The 22,974-nt window shown below is 63.5% G+C and carries 20 protein-coding genes; 13 read left to right on the top strand and 7 right to left on the bottom strand.

From position 1 onward, the window contains the following. Positions 1-39: 39 nt before the first annotated feature. From HV711_RS12340 to HV711_RS12330, 3 genes are read right to left on the bottom strand one after another with little or no spacing between them, the layout of a single operon-like run. Positions 40-822, bottom strand: a complete 783-nt coding sequence (locus tag HV711_RS12340) for a metal ABC transporter permease (protein ID WP_013589491.1) — start codon at positions 820-822, stop codon at positions 40-42. Continuing rightward, a complete protein-coding gene (locus HV711_RS12335) occupies positions 815-1,840 on the bottom strand; it encodes an ABC transporter ATP-binding protein (protein WP_035482357.1) in 1,026 nt (341 codons plus the stop codon). The genes HV711_RS12340 and HV711_RS12335 overlap by 8 nt, the downstream gene beginning before the upstream one ends. Continuing rightward, positions 1,837-2,781 (bottom strand): metal ABC transporter solute-binding protein, encoded by a 945-nt coding sequence (locus HV711_RS12330; RefSeq protein ID WP_035482361.1) that lies wholly within the window; start codon positions 2,779-2,781, stop codon positions 1,837-1,839. The genes HV711_RS12335 and HV711_RS12330 overlap by 4 nt, the downstream gene beginning before the upstream one ends. Before the next feature lie 376 nt (positions 2,782-3,157). On the opposite strand from HV711_RS12330, the gene HV711_RS12325 reads away from it, so the two are divergent. The 6 genes from HV711_RS12325 to HV711_RS12300 all read left to right on the top strand — a co-directional run bounded on the left by HV711_RS12325 (position 3,158) and on the right by HV711_RS12300 (position 9,289). Beyond that, positions 3,158-3,940 (top strand): L-iditol 2-dehydrogenase, encoded by a 783-nt coding sequence (locus HV711_RS12325; protein WP_028360969.1) that lies wholly within the window; start codon positions 3,158-3,160, stop codon positions 3,938-3,940. A gap of 89 nt (positions 3,941-4,029) precedes the next feature. Further along, the gene (locus HV711_RS12320; protein ID WP_013589487.1) at positions 4,030-5,352 is read left to right on the top strand and encodes an ABC transporter substrate-binding protein; all 1,323 of its coding nucleotides are present in this window, start codon (positions 4,030-4,032) and stop codon (positions 5,350-5,352) included. A 205-nt stretch (positions 5,353-5,557) separates the two neighbouring features. Further along, positions 5,558-6,493, top strand: coding sequence for a carbohydrate ABC transporter permease (locus HV711_RS12315; RefSeq protein ID WP_015003643.1), 936 nt, complete (start codon positions 5,558-5,560; stop codon positions 6,491-6,493). Then, a complete protein-coding gene (locus tag HV711_RS12310) occupies positions 6,490-7,365 on the top strand; it encodes a carbohydrate ABC transporter permease (protein WP_035482363.1) in 876 nt (291 codons plus the stop codon). Before HV711_RS12315 ends, HV711_RS12310 begins: the two co-directional genes overlap by 4 nt. After that, positions 7,362-8,063 carry an HAD family hydrolase gene (locus tag HV711_RS12305; protein WP_013589484.1) on the top strand — a complete coding sequence of 234 codons (702 nt, stop codon included), beginning with the start codon at positions 7,362-7,364 and terminating at the stop codon, positions 8,061-8,063. The genes HV711_RS12310 and HV711_RS12305 overlap by 4 nt, the downstream gene beginning before the upstream one ends. A 116-nt stretch (positions 8,064-8,179) precedes the next feature. Further along, entirely contained in the window at positions 8,180-9,289 is a 1,110-nt protein-coding gene (locus HV711_RS12300; RefSeq protein WP_013589483.1) for an ABC transporter ATP-binding protein, read from the top strand. Positions 9,290-9,362: 73 nt separating this feature from the next. On the opposite strand, the gene HV711_RS12295 is transcribed toward HV711_RS12300, so the two are convergent. The 3 genes from HV711_RS12295 to dalD all read right to left on the bottom strand — a co-directional run bounded on the left by HV711_RS12295 (position 9,363) and on the right by dalD (position 13,428). Beyond that, a complete protein-coding gene (locus tag HV711_RS12295; protein ID WP_013589482.1) occupies positions 9,363-10,310 on the bottom strand; it encodes a sugar-binding transcriptional regulator in 948 nt (315 codons plus the stop codon). Positions 10,311-10,406: 96 nt separating this feature from the next. Next, positions 10,407-11,888, bottom strand: a complete 1,482-nt coding sequence (gene xylB / locus HV711_RS12290; RefSeq protein ID WP_028360966.1) for a xylulokinase — start codon at positions 11,886-11,888, stop codon at positions 10,407-10,409. A gap of 127 nt (positions 11,889-12,015) precedes the next feature. Then, a complete protein-coding gene (gene dalD / locus HV711_RS12285; protein WP_175145100.1) occupies positions 12,016-13,428 on the bottom strand; it encodes a D-arabinitol 4-dehydrogenase in 1,413 nt (470 codons plus the stop codon). 386 nt (positions 13,429-13,814) lie between these two features. Between dalD and HV711_RS12280 the strand changes: the two genes are divergently transcribed. From HV711_RS12280 to HV711_RS12250, 7 genes are all read left to right on the top strand, one after another. Further along, entirely contained in the window at positions 13,815-14,798 is a 984-nt protein-coding gene (locus tag HV711_RS12280) for an AraC family transcriptional regulator (RefSeq protein WP_035480964.1), read from the top strand. Between the two features lie 124 nt (positions 14,799-14,922). Then, positions 14,923-15,876: an ABC transporter substrate-binding protein gene (locus tag HV711_RS12275; protein WP_035480979.1), complete on the top strand. Its 954-nt coding sequence runs from the start codon at positions 14,923-14,925 to the stop codon at positions 15,874-15,876. 76 nt (positions 15,877-15,952) lie between these two features. Continuing rightward, positions 15,953-17,473, top strand: a complete 1,521-nt coding sequence (locus tag HV711_RS12270; RefSeq protein ID WP_035480962.1) for a sugar ABC transporter ATP-binding protein — start codon at positions 15,953-15,955, stop codon at positions 17,471-17,473. Continuing rightward, positions 17,460-18,467, top strand: coding sequence for an ABC transporter permease (locus tag HV711_RS12265; protein ID WP_015003635.1), 1,008 nt, complete (start codon positions 17,460-17,462; stop codon positions 18,465-18,467). Before HV711_RS12270 ends, HV711_RS12265 begins: the two co-directional genes overlap by 14 nt. Positions 18,468-18,507: 40 nt before the next feature. Continuing rightward, positions 18,508-19,605, top strand: a complete 1,098-nt coding sequence (locus HV711_RS12260) for an alcohol dehydrogenase catalytic domain-containing protein (RefSeq protein ID WP_035480959.1) — start codon at positions 18,508-18,510, stop codon at positions 19,603-19,605. 57 nt (positions 19,606-19,662) lie between these two features. Then, positions 19,663-21,207 carry an FGGY-family carbohydrate kinase gene (locus HV711_RS12255; protein ID WP_028360960.1) on the top strand — a complete coding sequence of 515 codons (1,545 nt, stop codon included), beginning with the start codon at positions 19,663-19,665 and terminating at the stop codon, positions 21,205-21,207. Further along, on the top strand, positions 21,204-21,941 hold the full coding sequence (locus HV711_RS12250; RefSeq protein WP_035480956.1) for an SDR family oxidoreductase: 738 nt from the start codon (positions 21,204-21,206) through the stop codon (positions 21,939-21,941). Before HV711_RS12255 ends, HV711_RS12250 begins: the two co-directional genes overlap by 4 nt. Before the next feature lie 86 nt (positions 21,942-22,027). On the opposite strand, the gene kynA is transcribed toward HV711_RS12250, so the two are convergent. Continuing rightward, positions 22,028-22,963 (bottom strand): tryptophan 2,3-dioxygenase, encoded by a 936-nt coding sequence (gene kynA / locus HV711_RS12245; protein WP_035480952.1) that lies wholly within the window; start codon positions 22,961-22,963, stop codon positions 22,028-22,030. Positions 22,964-22,974 lie beyond the last annotated feature (11 nt).

Below are 22,974 nucleotides of genomic sequence, written 5' to 3'. Positions count from 1 at the left end.
CGATGGCGGCGCCGTGCGGGCCGCCATCGAATGTGTGCTTCAGCGGCGCTTCAGCAGGCTCGCGCCGTACACCACCGCCGAGAGCGCCGTGATCCAGAAGCTCGTCGGCCAGTCGGTATAAAACGCGAGCGTCACGCCGAGCCATGCTTGCAGCAGCGCCAGACCGGCCGCGAGCACGAGGCCGGTCCCAAGCCGCGTGCTCATGTTTTGCGCGGCGGCGGCCGGGCCCACCATGAGCGTGAAGACAAGCAATACGCCGACGATCTGCGTGCACGCGGCCACCGCGAGCGCCGCAATCGCTAGAAACAGCACCGACACGAGCCTCAAGGACACGCCCTTGGCTTCGGCCAGTTCAGGCTGCAGCGATGCGAAGAGCAACGGCCGCATGATCGCCGCGAGCGCGAGCAGGCTGACCACGCCGAGTCCCGCCAGCACCGCCAGGGTCGATTCGTTCACGCCGAGCACGTTGCCGAACAGCAGCGCCGTGACCTGCGTCGCATAGGCCGTGAAGAAGTGCAGAAACAAAAGCCCGAAGCCAAGCGACAGCGAAAGAATCACGCCGATGGCGACATCGCGCCCGGCGAGCCGCTCGCCGAGCGCTCCCATGCCGACGCCTGCCGCGAGCGTGAAGCCGACCATGCCCCAGATCGGCGAAATGCCGATCAGCACCGCGCCGGTCGCACCGGTGAAGCCGACATGCGAAAGCGCGTGGCCCGCGAAGGTTTGTCCCCGCATCACGAGGAAATAGCCGACCACGCCCGCGAGCACGGCGACGATTCCCGACGCCGCAAACGCGTTCACCATGAAGTCGTATTCAAACATCGTGCTTGTGTCCGTCGCGTGGGTTATGCGGGTGCTCGCGCTCATTGGCGTGGCCATTCTCGTGGCCATTCGCGTCGCCATGAGCGTGCCCGTGGGAGTGGCCATGAGCATGACCGTGCGCGTGAGCATGGGAATGCGCGTGCCCGCCGTTTTCGTCGTGCTCGTGTTCGTGATCGTGCTTTTCCACTTCGACGCCGCCCGACATCACGAAGATGCGGCCGTTCACGCGCATCACGTCGATCGGCGAGCCGTAAAGGCGCGACAGCACCGGCCGCGTGATGACTTCGTCGACGGTGCCGAGCGCCGCGACGCCGCTGCCGAGATACAGCACGCGATCGATCGAGTTCAGAAGCGGATTGAGTTCGTGTGCGGAGAACAGCACGGCAATGCCAAGCTCCCGCTGCACGCGCCGTACGAGCTCCACCACGCTCTTCTGATGATGCGGGTCCAGGCTGATCAGCGGTTCATCCAGCAGCAGCAGTTTCGGATTGCCGAGCAGGCATTGCGCGAGCAGAAGGCGCTGGCGCTCGCCGCCGGACAGTTCGGACAGCGGCCGTTCGGCGAGTTGACGCCCGCCCACCAGTTCGAGCACGCGCTCGACATCCGCGCGGGTTGTTGCGTCCGCGTGAGGCAGGCCCCAGCGGTGGCCGTCCGCCGCCATCGCGACGAAATCGCGGCCGCGCACGCGCCGCCCCGCGAGCGCGCTGCGCGTTTGCGGCATATAGCCGATCGACGGGTTGCCGCGGGCCACCGCTTCTCCCAGCACGCGGATCGTGCCGCGTGCTGCCGGCACGAGGCCGAGCACCGCGCGCATCAGCGTGGTCTTGCCCGCGCCGTTCGGTCCGAGCACGCCGACGAATTCGCCCTGATTCACGACGAAGCCCGTATCGCGCAAGATCGTGCGCTCGCCGAGTTCGAGCGTGACGTGATCGAGTTCGAGCACGGGCGCGCGGTTTGCCGCGAGCGTCGCTTCGCTCAGGGGTGCATTGGCTGGCGTGCTGCGGCCAGTGTCGTTCATTGGCTCTTTCCTTTGACGCCGGCCGCCGCCGCGTTCGAGTCGCCACCTTTGCCGAGTGCCGCGCCGAGCGCGTCCAGTTGCGCGAGCATCCACGTCTGATAGGTGGTGTGAGCGGGCTCCGTCTCGGTGACGCTCACGGTCGGCACCTTCGATTGCTGCGCGAGATTCAACATGCGTTTGGTCAGAGCCTCGGTTGCCTGGCTGTTATAGATCAGTACGCGCACGCGCTTTTCGCGCAGATCGCGTTCGAACGCGGCGATGTCGGACGCGCTTGCCTCGGTGTCGTTCATGGCCGCCATCTGGAAGCGCATATTGCGCATGGTGAGCCCGATGGCGTCCGACATGTAGCCGAACACCGGCTCCGTTGCCGTGACCGGCGTGCCCGCATAGCGGCCGTGCAGTTCGGCGACCTTGCCTTCGACCGGCTTCAGCGAATCGAGAAACTTCGCGAGGTTCGCATCGTACGCCGACTTGTGCGCCGGGTCGGCCGCGACGAGCGCGGCGCTGACCGCGCGCGCTACCTTCGGCATGGTCGCGAGGTCGTACCAGAGATGCGGGTTGTCGCCGCTCTTCTTGCCGGTCAGCTCGGCCGCGACGATGATCGTGCGCTTGCCTCCCTCGGCGTTCTTCGATGCGGCCAGCAATTTTGCCATCCACGGATCGTAGTCGGCGCCGTTGTAGACCACAAGGCTCGCATGCTGCAGCGCGCGCGCCGTCTTAGCGCTCGCCTCGAACAGGTGCGGGTCCTGGTCCGGATTGCTGAGAATGCTCGTCACGTCGACACGGTCGCCGCCCAGTTGCTGGACCACGTCGCCGTAGAAGTTTTCCGCAGCCACGACGGGAATTTTCGCATCCCCGGCGAGCGCTGCCTGGCTTAACGCGAACGCGGCTGTGACCGCAGCGACATACTTCGGGAGCAACATGGTGACGATCTTCTTCATTGTGTGTCCTGCTGCAGGAGGTTGAACGAATCGCGAACCTGAGGACGGCTGCGGCGTTTCTGGCCGACGTCCATGCCGGTGCCGGGCGCGTCCGTCAGCATGTGGCGCGAGCGCCCGCATGACCTCGTGGGGACGCAACAGCGGGCAGGAACGCGAGTCCGCAATGATATAACGTATCTCATTTCATTGTCAGTAAACCGGCGGGGACCGCTGGGAGGCGCGGCGCGCTCGTTGCGCGCTGCACCATCGAAATCTGTCCGAGCGCCTTGACATGGCCCGGTGCGTATCCGATCATTCGATCACAAACAGAGCAATTGATCGCGCAATGAGCGAACGCTCACTACGCGTCGAAAGCGGAACGAACCGGAGACAAAGCGTGGCAGCACGACTGCAAGACAAGGTGGCCATTCTGACGGGCGCGGCAAGCGGCATAGGCGAAGCCGTGGCGAGGCGCTATCTGGACGAGGGCGCGCAATGTGTGCTGGTCGACGTCAAGCCGGCGGACAGTTTTGCCGACGCGCTGCGCGCCTCGCATGGCGAGCGCCTGCTGACTGTCAGCGCGGACGTCACGCGCCGGGAGGACATCGAGCGCATCGTCGCGAGCACGGTGGAGCGTTTCGGCCGGATCGACATTCTCTTCAATAACGCGGCGCTCTTCGACATGCGCCCGATTCTCGACGAATCATGGGACGTGTTCGACCGCCTCTTCGCGGTCAATGTGAAGGGCATGTTCTTCCTCATGCAAGCCGTGGCGCGACACATGGTCGAGCAAGGCCGCGGCGGCAAGATCATCAATATGTCGTCGCAGGCGGGGCGGCGCGGCGAAGCGCTCGTGTCGCATTACTGCGCGACGAAGGCCGCTGTGCTTAGCTACACGCAATCCGCGGCATTGGCGCTCGCGCCGCACAAGATCAATGTGAACGGCATCGCGCCGGGTGTCGTCGATACGCCGATGTGGAAAGAAGTCGACGCGCTCTTCGCCCGTTACGAAAACCGGCCGCTCGGCGAGAAGAAGCGCCTCGTCGGCGAAGCCGTGCCGCTCGGGCGCATGGGCGTGCCCGAAGATCTGACGGGCGCGGCGCTTTTCCTCGCATCGGCGGATGCCGACTACATCACCGCCCAAACGCTTAACGTCGACGGCGGCAACTGGATGAGCTGAGCGCTTCAATGCGCCCCAATGCATCGTCCAGCGCCATTTCGTACAACAAACGCAGCATCACATAACGCACGAGAAAGGAGACAACACACATGAAACCAGCCCTCAAATCCGCGCTCAGAGTGGTCAGCGCAGGCGCCGCTGCATGCTTTGCGCTGAGCGCGTCGGCGGCCACTGTCACGATCGCGACCCTGAACAATCCGGACATGATCGAGCTGAAGAAGCTCTCGCCCGAATTCGAAAAGGCCAATCCGGACATCAAGCTGAACTGGGTGATTCTCGAAGAAAACGTGCTGCGTCAGCGGGCCACGACGGACATCACGACGGGCAGCGGCCAGTTCGACGTGATGACGATCGGCGCCTATGAAACGCCGCAGTGGGGCAAGCGCGGCTGGCTCACGCCGCTCACGAACCTGCCCGCCGACTACGATCTGAACGACGTCGTGAAGACCGCGCGCGACGGCCTGTCCGCAGGCGGCCAGTTGTACGCGTTGCCGTTTTACGTCGAAAGCTCCATGACGTATTACCGCAAGGACCTGTTCGCGGCGAAGGGGCTGAAAATGCCCGATCAGCCGACCTACGACCAGATCGCGCAATTCGCCGACAAGCTCACCGACAAAGCCAACGGCGTCTACGGCATCTGCCTGCGCGGCAAGGCGGGCTGGGGCGAAAACATGGCTTACGGCACGACGGTGGTGAACACCTTCGGCGGGCGCTGGTTCGACGAAAAATGGCACGCGCAGCTCACGTCGCCGGAATGGAAGAAGGCCATCACGTTCTACGTCGATCTGCTGAAGAAAGACGGGCCGCCGGGAGCGAGCTCGAACGGTTTCAACGAAAACCTCACGCTGATGTCCTCGGGCAAGTGCGCGATGTGGATCGACGCGACCGTGGCAGCCGGCATGCTGTACAACAAGCAGCAGTCGCAGATCGCGGACAAGGTGGGTTTCGCGGCCGCGCCGGTGCAGGTCACGCCCAAGGGCTCGCATTGGCTGTGGGCGTGGGCGCTGGCGATTCCGAAGTCGTCGAAACAGACGGATGCGGCGAAGAAGTTCATTACGTGGGCCACGTCGAAGCAGTACATCGAACTGGTGGCGAAGGACGAAGGCTGGGCCTCGGTGCCGCCGGGCACGCGTCAGTCCACTTACGCGCGCGCCGAGTACAAGCAGGCCGCACCGTTCAGCGACTTCGTGCTGAAGGCGATCGAAACCGCCGACCCGGACCATCCGACCTTGAAGCCGGTGCCGTACACGGGCGTGCAGTTCGTCGGGATTCCTGAGTTTCAGTCGTTTGGTACGGTGGTCGGTCAGAGCATCTCCGGTGCGATTGCCGGTCAGATGAGCGTCGACCAGGCTCTCGCGGCAGGCCAGGCTACCGCGGACCGCGCGGTGAAGCAGGCCGGCTACCAGAAGTGATCCGGAAGTGATCCGGAAATAAGGCAGAACCTCGTCACTTGAAGCACGTGGCACGCGCCGGCTGACGCCCGTCAGCCGGCTCACGCAGCACAGCGGGCCGTTATCGCCGCGCCTATGCCGCAATGCCGTTTTGTCGCCGCATGCAAGCGGCACGGCAGTCCGCGCGGTTCGTGCGGCCCGCGCATTACCGAACAGGTGGTCAATCATGCGTCCTCTGCGCCTGCCTCTCATGCATGCCCATCCCCAGACTGAAAAAGAACGCGAAGTCCGCAAAGCCAATTCGGCGCGCTGGCTCGTGTCGCCGTCGGTCGCCGTCCTTTTGCTGTGGATGACAATCCCGCTCGCGATGACGATCTGGTTCTCGTTCTCGCGTTACAACCTGCTGAATCCGGACCTGAAGGGCTTCGCCGGTTTCGACAACTATCAGTTCCTGGCCGGCGACCCGTCGTTCGGTCCATCGATCGTTCATACGCTGCAGCTGATCGTCTCTGTGCTCGTCATTACGGTGGTAGGCGGCGTGCTGATGGCGATTCTGTTCGACCGCAAGTTCTACGGCCAGGGCGTCGCGCGGCTGCTTGCCATCGCGCCGTTCTTCGTGATGCCCACGGTGAGCGCGCTCATCTGGAAGAACATGATTCTGCATCCGGTCTACGGTCTGATCGCGCAAGGCATGCGCGCGCTGGGCATGCAGCCGATCGACTGGTTCGCCGAGTATCCGCTGACGGCGGTCATCATGATCGTCGCGTGGCAATGGCTGCCGTTCGCATTCCTGATTCTCTTCACGGCGATCCAGTCGCTCGACCAGGAGCAGAAGGAAGCCGCGCGCATTGACGGCGCGGGCCCGTTCGCGATGTTCTTCTACATCACGCTGCCGCACCTGAAACGCGCGATTGCCGTGGTGGTGATGATGGAAACAATCTTTCTGCTCTCCATCTTCGCCGAAATCTATACGACGACGGGCGGCGGCCCGGGCACCGCGACGACGAACCTGTCGTACCTCATCTATTCGCTCGGCCTGCAACAGTTCGACGTCGGTCTTGCGTCGGCGGGCGGCATTCTCGCTGTCGTGCTGGCCAATATCGTGTCGTTCTTCCTCGTGCGGATGCTCGCGAAGAACCTCAAAGGGGAGTACGAAAAATGAGCCACGTTGCTTCTACTGCCGCGTCGAGCGCGACGCTCGTTACAGTGCCGGCGAAATCGCCGTTCGACGCGGTTCGCCGCGCGGTTCCCGGCGTCATTGCGTGGCTCGTCGCGCTGCTGCTGTTTTTCCCGATCTTCTGGATGACGATCACCGCATTCAAGACCGAACAGCAGGCGTATTCGTCGTCGCTCTTCTTCACGCCGACGTTCGACAGCTTTCGCGAGGTATTTGCGCGCAGCAATTACTTCGCGTTCGCGTGGAATTCGATTCTGATCTCGGTGGGTGTCACGGTGCTGTGCCTGATTCTGGCCGTTCCAGCCGCCTACGCGATGGCGTTTTTTCCCACGCGCCGCACGCAGAAAGTGCTGCTCTGGATGCTGTCGACCAAGATGATGCCGTCCGTCGGCGTACTGGTGCCGATCTATCTGCTGTGGAAAAACAGCGGCCTGCTCGATACGGTGTCTGGTCTGGTGATCGTCTACACGCTGATCAATCTGCCGATCGCGGTATGGATGTCGTTCACCTATTTCGCTGAAATTCCGCGCGATATTCTGGAGGCGGGAAGAATCGACGGCGCGGCGACCTGGCAGGAAATCGTCTATCTGCTGATGCCGATGGCGCTGCCGGGGCTCGCTTCCACTGCGCTCCTGCTCGTCATTCTTTCGTGGAACGAAGCATTCTGGAGCATCAATCTGTCCAGTTCGAATGCGGCGCCGCTGACCGTGTTCATTGCTTCGTATTCGAGTCCTGAGGGCCTTTTCTGGGCCAAGCTGTCGGCCGCTTCGCTGCTTGCGGTGGCGCCTATCCTGATCGTCGGCTGGTTGTCGCAGAAGCAGCTCGTGCGCGGCCTCACGTTCGGGGCGGTCAAATGACGGCAGGCATGAGTGCAGGCAATCTCGCGCTGATCTGCGACTGCGACGGTGTGTTGATCGACAGCGAGGCGGTGGCGGCGCGCATGCTCGTGCAGGAATTGCAGGCGCGCTGGCCCGGCGCGGACGTCGAACCGGTGGTGTTGCCGCTTCTTGGCCTGCGTATAGAAAGCGTGCTGGAAGGCACGGCCATGCAGCTCGGCAAGAGCCTCGGGCTCGACGACATCCGTGCGATTCGCCGGTCGGTCGAAGCCGCCGCCGTGCAGGCATCGGCAGTGCAAGGCATCGAACATGCGCTGGCGCAGGTGCCGCTTCTGAAGGGTTGCGCGAGCAATAGTTTTCGGCCCTACGTAGAGACGGTTCTGGCGCGCACCGGACTCGTGAGGTTCTTCGGCGACCGGCTCTTTTGCGCCGACAGCGTGGCTAATCCCAAGCCCGCGCCCGACGTCTATCTGGCGGCCGCGCGGGGTTTGCGCCTCGCGCCGTCCGCGTGCCTCGTCGTCGAGGACAGCGTCACCGGCGTCACGGCGGCGAGCGCGGCGGGCATGACGGTGCTCGGTTTTATCGGCGGAGGTCATGCGAGCGACGCGCAGATCGACAAGCTGCATGCAGCCGGCGCGCGGCATGTCTTCGACGACATGCTTCAGTTGCCGGAGCTCGTCGCGCAGTGGACGCTGAGCGCGACCGCCGCGGCGCCCTGAGCACACAGCGATGCGCCGCGCCGGGCATCGGCAACACAATGGCAACAAACAGGCATCGGACAGGCAACAGCCAGGCAACAGACAAAGCAACACGCAGCATTACACGGAGACACATCATGGCAAGCGTCACTCTGCGCAACATCCGGAAGGCCTACGACGACACTGAGGTGATGCGCGACATCAACCTCGATATTGCCGACGGCGAATTCGTCGTGTTCGTGGGCCCGAGCGGCTGCGGCAAATCCACCCTGATGCGGATGATCGCCGGCCTCGAGGACATCAGCGGCGGCGATCTGACCATCGACGGCACGCGCATGAACGACGTGCCGCCCGCCAAGCGCGGCATTGCGATGGTGTTTCAGTCCTACGCGCTGTATCCGCACATGACGCTCTACGACAACATGGCTTTCGGCCTGAAACTCGCCGGCACGAAAAAGCCGGAGATCGACGCGGCGGTGCGCAACGCGGCAAAGATCCTGCATATCGATCATCTGCTCGATCGCAAGCCGAAGCAGCTTTCGGGCGGCCAGCGTCAGCGCGTCGCGATTGGTCGCGCGATCACGCGCAAGCCGAAGGTGTTTCTATTCGACGAACCGCTGTCGAACCTCGACGCCGCATTGCGCGTGAAAATGCGCCTCGAATTTGCGCGCCTGCACGACGAGCTGAAGACCACGATGATCTACGTGACGCACGATCAGGTCGAAGCGATGACGCTGGCGGACAAGATCGTCGTGCTGTCTGCGGGCAACCTCGAACAGGTGGGCAGTCCGACGATGCTGTATCACGCGCCGGCCAACCGGTTTGTGGCGGGCTTCATCGGTTCGCCGAAAATGAACTTCATGGAAGGCGTCGTGCAGTCGGTCACGCACGACGGCGTGACCGTGCGCTATGAAACCGGCGAGACGCAGCGTGTCGCGGTGGAGCCCGGCTCGGTCAAGCAGGGCGACAAGGTGACGGTGGGCATCCGGCCGGAGCATCTGCATGTGGGCATGACGGAGGACGGCGTGTCGGCGCGGACGATGGCCGTGGAATCGCTCGGCGACGCAGCCTACCTGTATGCCGAGTCGAGCGTTGCGCCCGATGGTTTGATCGCGCGCATTCCGCCGCTCGAACGTCACGCGAAAGGCGATACGCAGAAGCTCGGCGCGACGCCCGAGCATTGTCATCTGTTCGATAGCGACGGCAAGGCGTTCCAGCGCAAGATCGTCGAAGTGCTGGCGGCTTGAGCTTATGGCGCGAGGAAGGCGCGCTGCGCCTTCCTGCTTTTTCGGCCTGGATCGCAGGCGGCGAGCGCCATGCTTAAGCCTCTAACGCCGCGCGCGCGCACAGTTCGTCGGTCACGAGCCCCGACAGCCAGCCGCCCTTGAGCACGGCGATTAGCGCTTCGCGTTTGCGCTTGCCGCCTGCGAAACCAATGGTCGGCCGTCGCGGCGGCGAGTCGATCGAGATGCTGGTCACGCGCCGGCCCGTAGGCGATTCCACGCGCGCGCCGGCGGCATCGATTGGCAGTCCTAGCATTTCGGCCACTGCGCCGTTCTGCACCAGTTCCTTCACTTCCGCCGACGTGATGAAGCCATCCTCGTGCAGCGGACACTTCGGCCCGATATTGCCGATGCCGACAAACGCCACGTCCGCCTCTGCCGACAACGATTCGACAATGCGATACAGCCGGTGATTGCACCACTGCGCGCGTTCGGCCTCGCTGTCCGCGATCAGCGGTGCGGGGAGCAGAAAATGCTTGCCGCCGGTCTTCTCCGAAATGTGCAGCGCGACGTCATAGCGGTTCGATGAGCCGTCCTGAGCGATGGCGCCGACCATCGACACGAGCCGGTGCTGCGGACGGTCCAGCTGCGCGATTTGATCGACCGCGGCTTTGAGCGTCCGGCCGCTGCTGACGGCCACCACCATCGGCTTTTCTTCGGCGAGGTAGCGCTCCATGACCTGCGCGCCCGCCACCGCGAGCTTGCGGTCGACCTCCTCCGGCGTGTCGCTGTCGATCGGCACGACTTCGCACATCGAAAGGCCGTAGCGTTTGGACAACTGATCGGCGAGCGACAGACAGTCGGCGAGCTGATGATCGACGCGCACGCGAATCAGGTTCTTTTCCACCGCGAAAGCGACGAGCCGCTGCGCGACCGGCCGGGACACCTGCAGCTTCTCGGCGATCTCGTTCTGGGTGTTGCCCGCGACGTAGTAGAGCCACGCGGCGCGAGTAGCAAGGTCGAGTTTTTCTGTGGACTTGGGCACGGTGACGATCCGCTTGAAGGGCGCCGATGATAGCAGCCGGCGCAGCGGGGTCGACGCGCGACCCGGCCGGCTGCGGTTTGCGCGGTGCTCTCGCGCTCAGGCGAGCCGTTCGCGCGCGGGGTCGAAAAGCGGCCGCACGTGACGGTACAGCGCGCGGTAAGCCTCGAGCCGCGCGCGCAATTCGACGTGGCGGCGCGGATTCGGCGTGAACTCCTTCTCGATGGGCGGCTTGCTGAGTACGGTCGCCGGATCGCCGCCCGCCGCGAGCCAGCCGAGGCGCGCCGCGCCGAGTGCCGCGCCTGTTTCGCCGCCGCCGTGCTTGCGCGTCGCGGTGTCGAGCGCGTCGGCGAGCAGTTGCGCCCAGTAATCGCTGCGTGCGCCGCCGCCGAGCAGCGACAGTGCCTTCGCTTCGGTGCCGGCTGCGCGCAGTGCGTCGAGCCCGTCCGTGAGCGCGAGCGTGACGCCTTCCAGCACCGCATAGCCGAGCAGCGCGCGATCCGTCGCGTGATTCATGCCGAAGAACACGCCCTGTGCATACGGGTCGTTGTGCGGCGTGCGTTCACCGGACAGGTACGGCAAGAAGAGCGGCGCGGTGTTGAGCGCGTCCGCGGGCAGTGCTTCGATTTCGGCGAGCAGCGTGGGCTCGTCGGTGGACGTGAGCTTGCAGACCCAGCGCAAACAGCTCGCCGCCGAAAGCACCACGCTCATTTGATGCCAGCGGTCCGGAATCGCGTGACAGAACGCATGCACGGCGGAAGCCGGGTTCGGCCGGAAGCTGTCGCCGACCACGCACAGCACGCCGGACGTGCCGAGCGACACGAAGCCGTCGCCCGGCTGCGTCGCGCCGATGCCGATTGCGCTCGTCGCGTTGTCGCCCCCGCCGGCCGCGACGATCACGCCGTCGCTCAAACCCAGCTCACGCGCGACCTCCGGCAGCAACGTGCCGGAGGGCGCGCTGCCTTCGGCGAGGCTCGGCATCTGCGCGCGCGTCATGTTGCAGGCGGCGAGCAGCGAATCCGACCAGTCGCGTTTGGCGACGTCGAGCCATAGCGTGCCGGCCGCATCCGATGGATCGGACACCTTGCCGCCCGTCAGTTGCAGACGCAAGTAGTCTTTCGGCAGCAATACGCACGCCGTCCGCGCGAAGATGTCGGGTTCGTGACGCGCGACCCACAGCAGCTTAGGCGCGGTGAAACCCGGCATTGCCAGATTGCCGGCCACGCTGTGCAGGTCCGGTGCGCGCTCGGTGAGTTCGGCGCATTCCTTGTCGCTGCGCATGTCGTTCCACAGGATCGCGGGCCGCAGCACGCGGTCCTCGGCATCCAGCAGCACGGCGCCGTGCATCTGGCCGGACAGGCCGATGCCGCGAATCTGCGCAAACTCGTCGGGATGCTTCGCGCGCAATGCGGCGAGCGCGCTGCGCGTGCCGGTCCACCAATCTTCGGGATTCTGCTCGGCCCAGCGCTGATGCGGGCGCGAAACGGTGAACGGAGAGCCAGCGGTGCCGATCACGCGTCCGGTGGAGGCGAGCAGCAGGACTTTCACTTCGGACGTGCCGAGGTCGATGCCGAGATACATGGGCGCGAAACCTTCGTCGTTGGAGATGCGCTACTTTAGCCGCACACGGCGCGCGGTGCCATGCGCATTAAGCCTGGCACCGCGCGCCGTGTGCGCCGTGAACTGGCCATGAAGATGCCGTGCTGCGTTACACCTGCCCGCGTTTCGCAAGCCACACGTCGACGCGCGCCAACGCGCCGGCCAACGCGGACTCGAGCTCCTGCGTGCCTGCCATGCTGCCCCACAGCAGCCGGTCCGCCGCAAACGCCTGCAACGGATCGGGCGCCGCGAAGAAACCTCGCGCGACGCGCTCGTCCATCACGCCGTCCTGGTAGGTGTAGGGCAGCGTGCCCGCCTGCCAGCGTTCGAGGAAACGGAAGAACAGCGCGGGCAGCATCGCGGTCGCCGCCGGGGTGACGCCGCGCTCGAAGCATTCGGCGAGCGTCGGCGCAATGAAGCCGGGCAGTTTCGAAAAGCCGTCAGCCGCAACCCGCTGGTTCGTGTCCTGGATATAAGGATTGCCGAAGCGTTCCAGCACGACGTCGCGATAGCGTTCGAGGTCGAGCGGGCTCGGCGTGAGACACGGAATCACGTCTTCGGTCACGTAGTCGAAAGCGAACTGGCGGATGTCCGCGTCGTGCGTGCCTTCGTGAATGTAATTCAGACCGACGAGCGTGCCGGCCCACGCAATACAGCTGTGCGTCGCGTTCAGAATGCGGATCTTCGCTTCTTCGTAGGGCAGAACCGAATCGACCAGTTCCGCGCCGACCTTCTCCCACGCCGGCCGGCCCGCGATGAAGCGCTCCTCGATCACCCACTGGATAAACGCTTCGCCCATCACGGGGCAGGCGTCGTCGACCCCCGTCGCGGCCTTCACGCGCTCGCGCACGTCCGGCGTCGGGCGCGGCGTGATGCGGTCGACCATCGAACTCGGACACGCCGTGTTGTCGTCGAACCATCGTGCGAGTTCGCCCGCGCCGCGCAGTTCGAGAAACGCGCTCATGCCCGCATGAAAACGCTCGCCGTTGCGCCGGAGGTTGTCGCAGGTCTGCAGCGTGACGGGACCGGCGCCGGCTTTCATGCGCGCGTCGAGAATCGCCGCCAGCGCGCCGTAGATCGTGGTGTGTCCGCCCTGGAGGTCGGTCGAAAGATCGGGATTAGCGGTGTCCAGTCGATCGTGTTCGTCAAGGTAGTAGCCGCCTTCCGTCACCGTGAACGAAATGATCTTGCAAGCCGGATCGGCGCCGGCTTCGATCAGCGCATCGAGGCTTTCGGTCCAAGGTAGGACGCGTTCAATTGAGCGGATCGTCTCGTATGCGCGCTCGCCCTGTGGCGTAACCGTCTCGAGCGTATAGACGCCGTTTTGCGCAGCCAGTGCTTCGAGCACCGCGTTCATGTCGCTGCGAATATTGCCGACGGTGAGCGACCAGCGCGGCTCGTCCGGCCGCCTCGCTTCATTCAGCTTGTGGAGATACCACGCCTGATGCGCGCGATGAAACGATCCCGCGCCGATATGCAGAATCACCTGTGCGGCCGCGCCGCTGCCTTGCTCGCTGCTCATTGTGCGTCTCCATCTGTCTCAGCTGCTGCGCGGCTTGTCGCGCGCATTTATGGGTCGATAGAGCATTTGCTCTGTATGTGAGCGAATGATCGTACCCGCTGAAACGAAAGTCAAGGCGAGGACGCGCTGTTTTCGTGGCGCGGCGCGGCGGGCAGGGTCCGCCGCGCTTGGTTGAGCGCGTGAAGGGACGCGGTGGAGCGCGCTTTATCGGGCCTTTTGCATTGCATCATTCTTGACCTCCCACGCGCCAGGACTTACCCGAATGCAAAAAAGTATCGGTCCGCGGTCTCATTTTTAGTGGTGGCCGGCGCGTTTGAAGGCTACTTTTCGCTCTACAAGACGAAGACGAGCGGCCGCTCTCCCGCGCCGCATCATGGAGGCAGACAGTGCAACCCGATCTCGAGATTGTGGAAGTACGCCGCGACGAGTCGTTCAAGGTGTGGTCGCACGGCTATCCGTACCGCACGGTACGCTGGCATTTTCATCCGGAATACGAAATCCATCTGATCGTGGCGACGACGGGCAAGATGTTCGTCGGCGATCACATCAGCAGCTTCGCGCCGGGCAATCTCGTGTTGATGGGCCCAAACCTGCCGCATAACTGGGTGAGCGACGTGCCCGAAGGCGAGAGCATTGCGCAGCGCAATCTCGTCGTGCAGTTCGGCCAGGAATTCGTGTCGAGCTGTCTCGAGAGCTTTCCGGAATGGCGTCAGGTCGAGGCGCTGCTCGCCGATTCGCGCCGCGGCGTGTCGTTCGGCGCGCGCACGAGCGCTGCCATCCAGCCGCTCTTCCTCGAATTGCTCGCGGCGCGCGGGCTGCGTCGTCTGGTGCTGTTCATGTCGATGCTTGAAATCCTGATGAACGCCGACGACCGCGAGACGCTCGCGAGCCCCGCTTATCAGGCGGACCCGACGGGCTTCGCGTCGACGCGCATCAATCATGTGCTTTCGTATATCGGCAAAAACCTCGCGAACGAGCTGCGCGAATCGGATCTCGCGCAACTGGCTGGCCAGAGCGTGAGCGCGTTTTCGCGCTATTTCCGCCGCCATACGGGCTTGCCGTTTGTGCAGTACGTGAACCGCATGCGCATCAATCTCGCGTGTCAGTTGCTGACCGATAGTGAACTGAGCGTGACGGATATCTGTTTCAAGGCAGGCTTTAACAACCTGTCGAACTTCAACCGGCAGTTTCTCGCGGCGAAGGGCATGGCGCCTTCGAAGTTTCGCCGCTATCAGCAACTGAACGACGCGAGCCGCGATGCGTCGGAAGAAGCCGCCGCGCGCGGCAAGGGTATCGACGACGCGCCCCCGATCGTGGTCGCGCCCGGTTTGCCGCGTGCTGCTGCGGCGGCCGCCTATCCGCCAACGTAGCGCCCGCTTGATCCACCGCCGCGCCGTTTCCGGCAAGGCGCCTTGCATGACCCGCGTACCAACACGTATCGCGCTGTCCGACGACAGCGTGACGGACGTGCTCACTTCAAAAACGGAGACAACCATGACGCAAACCACCCTGAAACAGGCCTCGTCGACTCCATTCGCGCGCAGCCGCCTTCTCTTTGCGAGCCTCGCATTGAGTCTTTCATGCATCGCCGCACCCGCCGCACAGGCGGCGCCGCTGAAGATCGGCATGACCTTCCAGGAACTGAACAACCCGTATTTCGTGACCATGCAGAAGGCGTTGAACGAGGCCGCTGCATCGACGGGTGCAACGGTTGTCGTGACCGACGCCCATCACGACGTGAGCAAGCAGGTGAGCGACGTGGAGGACATGCTGCAGAAGAAGATCGACATTCTGCTCGTGAATCCGACCGACTCGACGGGCATTCAATCCGCGGTGACGTCGGCGAAAAAAGCGGGCGTCGTCGTGGTCGCGGTGGATGCGAACGCGAACGGTCCGGTCGACTCGTTCGTCGGCTCGAAGAACTTCGACGCGGGACAGATGGCCTGCGAGTACCTCGCGAAGTCGATTGGCGGCAGCGGCGAAGTGGCGATTCTCGACGGCATTCCGGTCGTGCCGATTCTGGAGCGCGTGCGCGGCTGCAAGGCGGCGCTCGCCAAGGCGCCGGGCGTGAAGCTCGTGGATACGCAAAACGGCAAGCAGGAGCGTGCGACCGCGCTCTCCGTCACCGAGAACATGATCCAGGCGCATCCGAACCTGAAGGGCATCTTCAGCGTGAACGACGGCGGGTCGATGGGCGCGCTGTCCGCGATCGAGTCTTCGGGCAAGGACATCAAGCTGACGAGCGTCGACGGCGCGCCGGAAGCGATTGCCGCGATCCAGAAGCCGAATTCGAAGTTCGTCGAAACGTCCGCGCAGTTTCCCGCCGACCAGGTGCGCATTGCGCTCGGCATCGCGTACGCGAAGAAATGGGGCGCCAATGTGCCGAAAGCCATTCCCGTCGATGTGAAGATGATCGACCGCAGCAACGCGAAGGGTTTCAGCTGGTAAGCCGAATGCCCGCCGTCGCCGCCGCGCGCGGAAGACATGGCTGCCCGACAGGGCGGCGGGCAGCAATGGAGCACCGATGGACACGATACTCAAGCTCGAGAACATCAGCAAAAGTTTTCCCGGCGTGAAGGCGCTGCAGGGCATTCACCTGGAGATTGCACGCGGCGAGATTCACGCGCTGCTTGGCGAAAACGGCGCGGGCAAGTCGACGCTGATGAAGATCCTGTGCGGCATCTATCAGCCCGACGAAGGCACGATCACGATAGAAGGCGAGCCGCGTCACTTCGCGAACTACCACGACGCGGTGGCGGCGGGCGTCGGCATTGTGTTTCAGGAGTTCAGTCTGATCCCGTATCTGAATGCGGTGGAGAACATCTTTCTCGGCCGCGAGATGAGGACCGGTCTGGGCCTCCTCGAACGCGGCAAGATGCGGCGCGCGGCGGCGGACATTTTCGCGCGGCTCGGCGTGTCGATCGATCTGTCCGTGCCGATTCGCGAACTGTCGGTTGCCCAGCAGCAGTTTGTGGAAATCGGTAAGGCGCTCTCGCTCGAAGCGCGCATTCTGATTCTCGATGAACCCACCGCGACGCTCACGCCCGCCGAAGCCGAGCACCTGTTTGCGATCATGCGCGACCTGAAAAAGCAGGGCGTCGCGATGATTTTCATCTCGCATCATCTGGAAGAAATCTTCGAGGTGTGCGACCGCATTACGGTGCTGCGCGATGGTCAGTATGTCGGCATGACGGAGGTCGCGCAGTCCGATGTGAACCGTCTTGTCGAGATGATGGTGGGGCGCCGCATCGAAAGCAGCTTTCCCCCGAAGCCGCCGCTCTCCGCCGACGCGAAAATCGTGCTCGACGTGCGGAAGCTGCAGTTGCTGAAAGACGGCCCCGTGCTGCAATTCACGCTGCGCGAAGGCGAGATTCTGGGCTTCGCGGGACTCGTCGGCTCGGGCCGCACCGAGACCGCGCTCGCCGTGATCGGCGCGGACCCGGCTCATGCGAAGGAGATTCGCATCAACGGCGAGGCCGCGAAATTGTCCGATCCCGCCGATGCATTGCGCGCGGGCGTGGGCATTCTTCCCGAAAGCCGCAAGACGGAAGGGCTCATTACGGACTTCTCGATCAAGCAGAACATTTCGATCAATAACCTCGGCAAGTATCGGTCGCTGCGCTTCTTCATCGATCAGCGCAGCGAAGCGCGCGCCACCGCCGACATCATGAAGCGCGTGGGCGTGAAGGCGCCGACCATGCACACAGAAGTGGCCACGCTGTCGGGCGGCAACCAGCAGAAGGTGGTGATCGCGCGCTGGCTGAACCATCACACCAACATTCTGATCTTCGACGAACCGACGCGCGGCATCGACGTCGGCGCGAAGGCGGAAATCTATCTGCTGATGCGCGAACTCACCGCACGCGGCTATTCGATCATCATGATTTCGTCGGAACTGCCGGAGATTGTCGGCATGTGCGATCGCGTCGCCGTATTCCGGCAAGGCCGTATCGAGGCGCTGCTCGAAGGCGATGAGATCGACTCGAACGCCGTCATGACTTATGCAACCGCCGGCACTCGTGGAGCCCTGCATGAACACGCCTAATTCCTCTTCGTCGCCGAAAACCTCGAGCGTGAGCAGCAATACGCCGGGCGCGCCGGTTCGCTTCACGTGGGCCGCGTTGAAGCGCTCGACATTGTTCTACCCGTTCATCGGCCTGGTCGTGGTGTGCATCGTGATGGTGTTCGCGAGCGACAGCTTTCTCTCAGCGGCGAACATCGAAAACGTGCTGCGTCAGGTATCGATCAACGCGATCATCGCGGTCGGCATGACCTGCGTGATTCTGACGGGCGGCATCGACCTCTCGGTCGGCTCGGTGATGGCGCTGTCGGGCACGCTCGCCGCCGGGCTGATGGTGGCCGGCATGAATGCGCTCGCTGCGTTGGCAATCGGCGTTGCAGTGGGCCTCGGTTTCGGCGCGGCCAATGGGTTCTTCGTCGCGTTCGCCGGCATGCCGCCGATCATCGTCACGCTCGCGACGATGGGCATCGCGCGCGGCCTCGCGCTTATCTATACCGGCGGCTATCCGATTGACGGCTTGCCCGACTGGGTCAGCTTTTTCGGCAGCGGCAAGATTCTCGGCATTCAGGCGCCCGTGGTGATCATGGCCGTGATCTATGTGATCGCATGGGTGCTGCTCGAACGCATGCCGTTTGGCCGCTACGTGTATGCGATCGGCGGCAACGAACAGGCGACGCGGCTATCGGGCGTGCGCGTCGCGCGCGTGAAGCTGATCGTCTACACGATAGCGGGGCTCACGTCTTCGTTTGCCGCGATCGTATTGACCGCGCGTTTGATGAGCGGCCAGCCGAACGCGGGCGTGGGCTTCGAACTCGACGCCATCGCCGCCGTGGTGATGGGCGGCACGTCGATCTCCGGCGGGCGCGGTTCGATTATCGGCACCTTGATCGGCGCGCTGCTGCTCGGCGTGCTGAACAACGGATTGAACATGGTCGGCGTGAATCCGTATGTGCAGAACGTGATCAAGGGCGGAATCATTCTGCTTGCGATCTATATCAGCCGCGACCGCAGAAAGTGACGCTCTCTTTTTCATCGATTTCCACCTGGCAGGATATGCAATGACGAATCCATTCACACCATCCGACAAGCAGAACATGACGGCGATTGTCTGCCACGCGCCGAAAGATTACCGCGTCGAACAGGTCACGCGGCCGCGCCCGCGAGCGCACGAACTGGTAATCCGCATTGCGGCTTGCGGAATCTGCGCGAGCGATTGCAAATGCCATTCGGGCGCAAAAATGTTTTGGGGCGGCCCGAGTCCGTGGGTCAAAGCGCCGGTGATTCCGGGGCACGAGTTCTTCGGCTACGTAGCGGAGCTGGGTGAAGGCGCAGCCGAGCATTTCGGCGTGAAGATGGGCGACCGCGTGATTGCGGAGCAGATCGTGCCGTGCGGCAAATGCCGCTATTGCAAGTCGGGCCAATACTGGATGTGCGAGGTGCACAACATCTTTGGCTTTCAACGGGAAGTCGCGGACGGCGGCATGGCCGAGTACATGCGCATTCCGCCGACCGCGATCGTCCACAAGATCCCGGATGGCATCTCTCTTGAAGACGCCGCTATCATTGAACCGCTCGCGTGCGCAATTCACACCGTGAATCGCGGCGATCTGCAGCTGGACGACGTCGTCGTGATTGCCGGCGCGGGTCCACTCGGCTTGATGATGACGCAGGTCGCGCACCTGAAAACGCCGAAGAAGCTGGTCGTGATCGATCTGGTGGAAGAGCGCCTTGGGCTCGCCCGCGAGTACGGCGCCGACGTGACGATCAACCCGAAGAAGGACGACGCGCTTGCGATCGTCCATTCGCTGACTGACGGCTACGGCTGCGATGTCTATATTGAAACGACCGGCGCGCCGATCGGCGTCAACCAGGGGATGGACCTGATTCGCAAGCTCGGGCGTTTCGTGGAATTTTCGGTGTTCGGCGCGGATACCACGCTCGACTGGTCCGTGATCGGCGACCGCAAGGAGCTCGATGTGCGCGGCGCGCATCTCGGGCCTTATTGCTATCCGATCGCCATCGATCTGCTCGCGCGCGGACTCGTGACATCGAAAGGCATTGTCACACACGGGTTTTCGCTGGAAGAATGGGACGAAGCGATCAAGGTCGCCAATTCGCTCGATTCGATCAAGGTGCTGATGAAGCCGCGCGCGTGAGTTTGCGTCTGATCTTGCGCTTCTACCGGATCGGCGTGACATAACAACGGAGACTGTATGGAATACGTCATCGGCGTGGATATCGGGACGCAGAGCACGAAGGCGCTGCTGGTCGACCGGCATGGCGCTATCGTGGCGCAGCATGCGTCGAGTTATCAGCCGGATACGCCGAGGCCGCTGTGGGCCGAGCAATGGCCGGCGGTATGGTTCAAAGCCGTCACCGAAAGCATTGCTGCTTGCGTGCGACAGGCGAAGGAGGCGGGCGTGGCGGCGGATTCCATCCAGGCCGTGTGCGTGAGCAGCCTGTACGGTGGTTCCGGCATTCCCGTCGATAGCGAGATGCGGCCGCTGTATCCGTGTCTGATATGGATGGACCGGCGCGCGACCGATCAGGTCGAGTGGGTGCGGGGCAACGTCGATCTCGATCGGCTTTACTCGATCACCGGCAACGGCGTGGACAGCTATTACGGCTACACGAAGATGCTGTGGCTGCGCGATCACGAGCCGGAGGTGTGGGCGCAAACGCGCTACTTCCTGCCGCCGAACGCATACGTGATCTATATGTTGACGGGCGAAATCGCCGTGGATCACAGCTCCGCGGGCAACATTGGCGGCATCTACGATATCGCGAAGCGCGACTGGTCCGACGAGGCGCTCGATATGCTCGGCATTCCTGCGACGATGATGCCCGAGCGTCTCGTGGAATCGTCGGAAGTGGTGGGCGGTCTGCTTTCGCAATGGACCGAGCAGCTCGGTCTCGCAGCAGGCACGGCGATTGTGGCAGGCGGCGTGGATGCCGCGGTCGCGACGTTCGCCGCCGGCGTGAGCCGCGCCGGCCAGCATGTGGCGATGATCGGCACGAGCATGTGTTGGGGCTACATCAATCAGACCGTGGATGCACGTCACGGGTTGATTAGCATGCCTCACGTTTTCAACGGCCAGCGCGACATCTATGTGTTCGGCGGGGCGATTACCGCGGGGGCTTCGGTAACCTGGTATCGCGATCAGTTCTGCCAGGCGGAGATTGAAGCCGCACGCGCCACGCCGCATGGCGATCCGCATCGCCTGCTTGAAGAAAGCGCGGCCAAAGTGCCGGCCGGGTCGGATGGCGTGATGTTTCTGCCGTATCTGATGGGCGAACGCAGCCCCGTGTGGGACGCGAAGGCGAGCGGCGCGTTCGTCGGGCTGAGTCTTTTTCATACCCGGGCGCATCTGTATCGCGCGGTGCTGGAGGGCGTGTCCTTCGCGTTGAAGCACAACATCGAGGCGGGGCGGCAGGGTGCTCAGTCGCTGGAGGACAAGCTGATTGTCGTGGGTGGCGCCGCGCATTCGGACCTGTGGATGCAGATCATTGCCGACGTCGCCGGCTATCCGGTCTATACGATCGAGCAGGAAGTGGAAGCGGCGATGGGCGCCGCGTTGCTCGCCGCGCTCGGCGTGGGACTGGTTTCGCGCGAGGCGGCGCAAGGCGGATGGATCACGCTGATCGAACGAGCGCAGCCCGACGCCGCGCGCATGGCGCGCTACGACGAGCGGTTCGGCATCTATAAGGACCTGTATCCGGCACTGAAGCCGGTCATGCATCGCTTGCAAACATCATGAATGCTACTTTTGATTTCTCGGGCCGCTCGATTCTCGTGACGGGCGCTTCGAGCGGAATAGGGCGGGCAACCGTGGAGATGCTGTGCGCTTGCGGTGCGGACGTCGTGGCCGCGGCGCGCAATGCGAACGACCTTGCGCGCCTTGCTGAAGAGACCGGCTGTGAGCCGTTGAAGCTCGACGTCAGCGACGAGGCCGCGATTGACGAGGCGCTTCTCTCGCTCGGTGCTTTCGACGGTCTGGTCAATTGCGCCGGCATTGCGTTGCTTGAGCGAGCGGTGGACACCACGGCCGCGAGTTTCGACCGCGTGATGGCGGTGAACGCGCGGGGCGCGGTGCTGGTCGCGAAGCATGTCGCGCGAGGAATGATCGAGGCGAAACGCGCCGGCAGTATCGTGAATGTTTCCAGCCAGGCGGCGCTTGTTGCGCTTGACGATCACTTGAGCTATTCGGCTTCGAAAGCCGCGCTCGATGCAGTGACGCGGGCGTTGTGCATCGAGCTCGGCCCGTTCGGAATCCGGGCGAACAGCGTGAATCCGACTGTAACGTTGACGCCCATGGCGGTTCAGGCGTGGAGCGACCCCGCGAAGCGGGAGCCTGCTTTGAAGGCCATTCCGCTGGGACGCTTTGCAGAGCCTGCGGAAGTGGCTTCGGTTGTGATGTTTTTGTTGAGCGATGCGGCTTCTATGGTGAGTGGGGTTTGTTTGGCGGTGGATGGGGGGTATGTGGTTAGGTGAGCGAAGCAAGAACGAACGTGGCAGCGAAGCGTTCGGGACCGACTTCGGCGTGCACTCGCCGGCCCGCTTGTCGACTGCTCGTGGACTTACAACATCGTCCTAACCTGCCAAAGCTCAGGAAACAAAACCACATCGAGCATCTTGCGCAAATAAGGCGCGCCGCTCGTCCCGCCGGTCCCCTGCTTGAACCCGATAATCCGCTCAACCGTCGTCACGTGTCTGAAGCGCCACTGCCGGAAAGCGTCCTCGAGATCGACCAGCTCTTCGGCCATCTCATACAACTCCCAATGCTGCGAGGGATTGCGATAGACCTCCAGCCAGGCGGCTTCGACGGAAGCATCATGAACCGTGGGCTGCGTCCAGTCGCGCGCGAGCCGCGCAGGTGAAATCGCAAAGCCGCGGCGCGCCAGCAGCTTGACCACTTCGTCGTAGAAAGACGGTGCTTCGAGAGAAGCCTTCACGTCGGCGAGCACATCGGAGCGATGGGCATGCGGCTTGAGCATCTGCTCATTCTTGTTGCCGAGCAGAAACTCGATCTGCCGGTATTGATAAGACTGGAATCCCGACGAGCTGCCGAGATAGGGGCGCATTGACGTGTATTCGGACGGCGTCATCGTCGCGAGGACGTTCCAGGCCTGCACGAGCTGCTCCATGATCCGCGAGACGCGCGCGAGCATTTTGAACGCCGGCGGCAGCTCGTCGCGATGCACCGCGGCGAGCGCGGCGCGCAATTCGTACAGCGCGAGCTTCATCCACAATTCGCTCGTTTGATGCTGAATGATGAACAGCATCTCGTTGTGATCGGGCGACAACGGATGCTGCGCGTTCAGCACTGTGCCGAGCGACAGATAATCGCCGTAGCTCATCGACTCGGAAAAATCGAGCTGCGCGTCGTGCCAGCCGTCGGCGGCGGTCGCCTTTGCGGCGGGCGCATTGGCGGACGCAGCGCGTCCATGACCGAACGGGCAACCCTGCGCGGGCACTTCTTCGGGCAAGTCCGGCGTTTGCATGTGATCGTTCATTCGTGCGCTCC

Source organism: Paraburkholderia phenoliruptrix (genome assembly GCF_902859825.1).
In the GTDB taxonomy this organism is placed as follows: domain Bacteria; phylum Pseudomonadota; class Gammaproteobacteria; order Burkholderiales; family Burkholderiaceae; genus Paraburkholderia; species Paraburkholderia phenoliruptrix.
The sequence above is the reverse complement of the archived record's forward strand: the minus strand, read 5'-3'. Positions and strand labels throughout refer to the sequence as shown.

Bases quoted from the DNA above. Each gene is read 5' to 3' on its own strand.
- HV711_RS12340 (WP_013589491.1), bottom strand. From the start codon at position 822: ATGTTTGAATACGACTTCATGGTGAACGCGTTTGCGGCGTCGGGAATC.
- HV711_RS12335 (WP_035482357.1), bottom strand. From the start codon at position 1,840: ATGAACGACACTGGCCGCAGCACGCCAGCCAATGCACCCCTGAGCGAA.
- HV711_RS12330 (WP_035482361.1), bottom strand. From the start codon at position 2,781: ATGAAGAAGATCGTCACCATGTTGCTCCCGAAGTATGTCGCTGCGGTC.
- HV711_RS12320 (WP_013589487.1), top strand. From the start codon at position 4,030: ATGAAACCAGCCCTCAAATCCGCGCTCAGAGTGGTCAGCGCAGGCGCC.
- HV711_RS12315 (WP_015003643.1), top strand. From the start codon at position 5,558: ATGCGTCCTCTGCGCCTGCCTCTCATGCATGCCCATCCCCAGACTGAA.
- HV711_RS12310 (WP_035482363.1), top strand. From the start codon at position 6,490: ATGAGCCACGTTGCTTCTACTGCCGCGTCGAGCGCGACGCTCGTTACA.
- HV711_RS12305 (WP_013589484.1), top strand. From the start codon at position 7,362: ATGACGGCAGGCATGAGTGCAGGCAATCTCGCGCTGATCTGCGACTGC.
- HV711_RS12300 (WP_013589483.1), top strand. From the start codon at position 8,180: ATGGCAAGCGTCACTCTGCGCAACATCCGGAAGGCCTACGACGACACT.
- xylB (WP_028360966.1), bottom strand. From the start codon at position 11,888: ATGTATCTCGGCATCGACCTCGGCACGTCCGAAGTGAAAGTCCTGCTG.
- dalD (WP_175145100.1), bottom strand. From the start codon at position 13,428: ATGAGCAGCGAGCAAGGCAGCGGCGCGGCCGCACAGGTGATTCTGCAT.
- HV711_RS12275 (WP_035480979.1), top strand. From the start codon at position 14,923: ATGACGCAAACCACCCTGAAACAGGCCTCGTCGACTCCATTCGCGCGC.
- HV711_RS12270 (WP_035480962.1), top strand. From the start codon at position 15,953: ATGGACACGATACTCAAGCTCGAGAACATCAGCAAAAGTTTTCCCGGC.
- HV711_RS12265 (WP_015003635.1), top strand. From the start codon at position 17,460: ATGAACACGCCTAATTCCTCTTCGTCGCCGAAAACCTCGAGCGTGAGC.
- HV711_RS12260 (WP_035480959.1), top strand. From the start codon at position 18,508: ATGACGAATCCATTCACACCATCCGACAAGCAGAACATGACGGCGATT.
- HV711_RS12255 (WP_028360960.1), top strand. From the start codon at position 19,663: ATGGAATACGTCATCGGCGTGGATATCGGGACGCAGAGCACGAAGGCG.
- HV711_RS12250 (WP_035480956.1), top strand. From the start codon at position 21,204: ATGAATGCTACTTTTGATTTCTCGGGCCGCTCGATTCTCGTGACGGGC.
- kynA (WP_035480952.1), bottom strand. From the start codon at position 22,963: ATGAACGATCACATGCAAACGCCGGACTTGCCCGAAGAAGTGCCCGCG.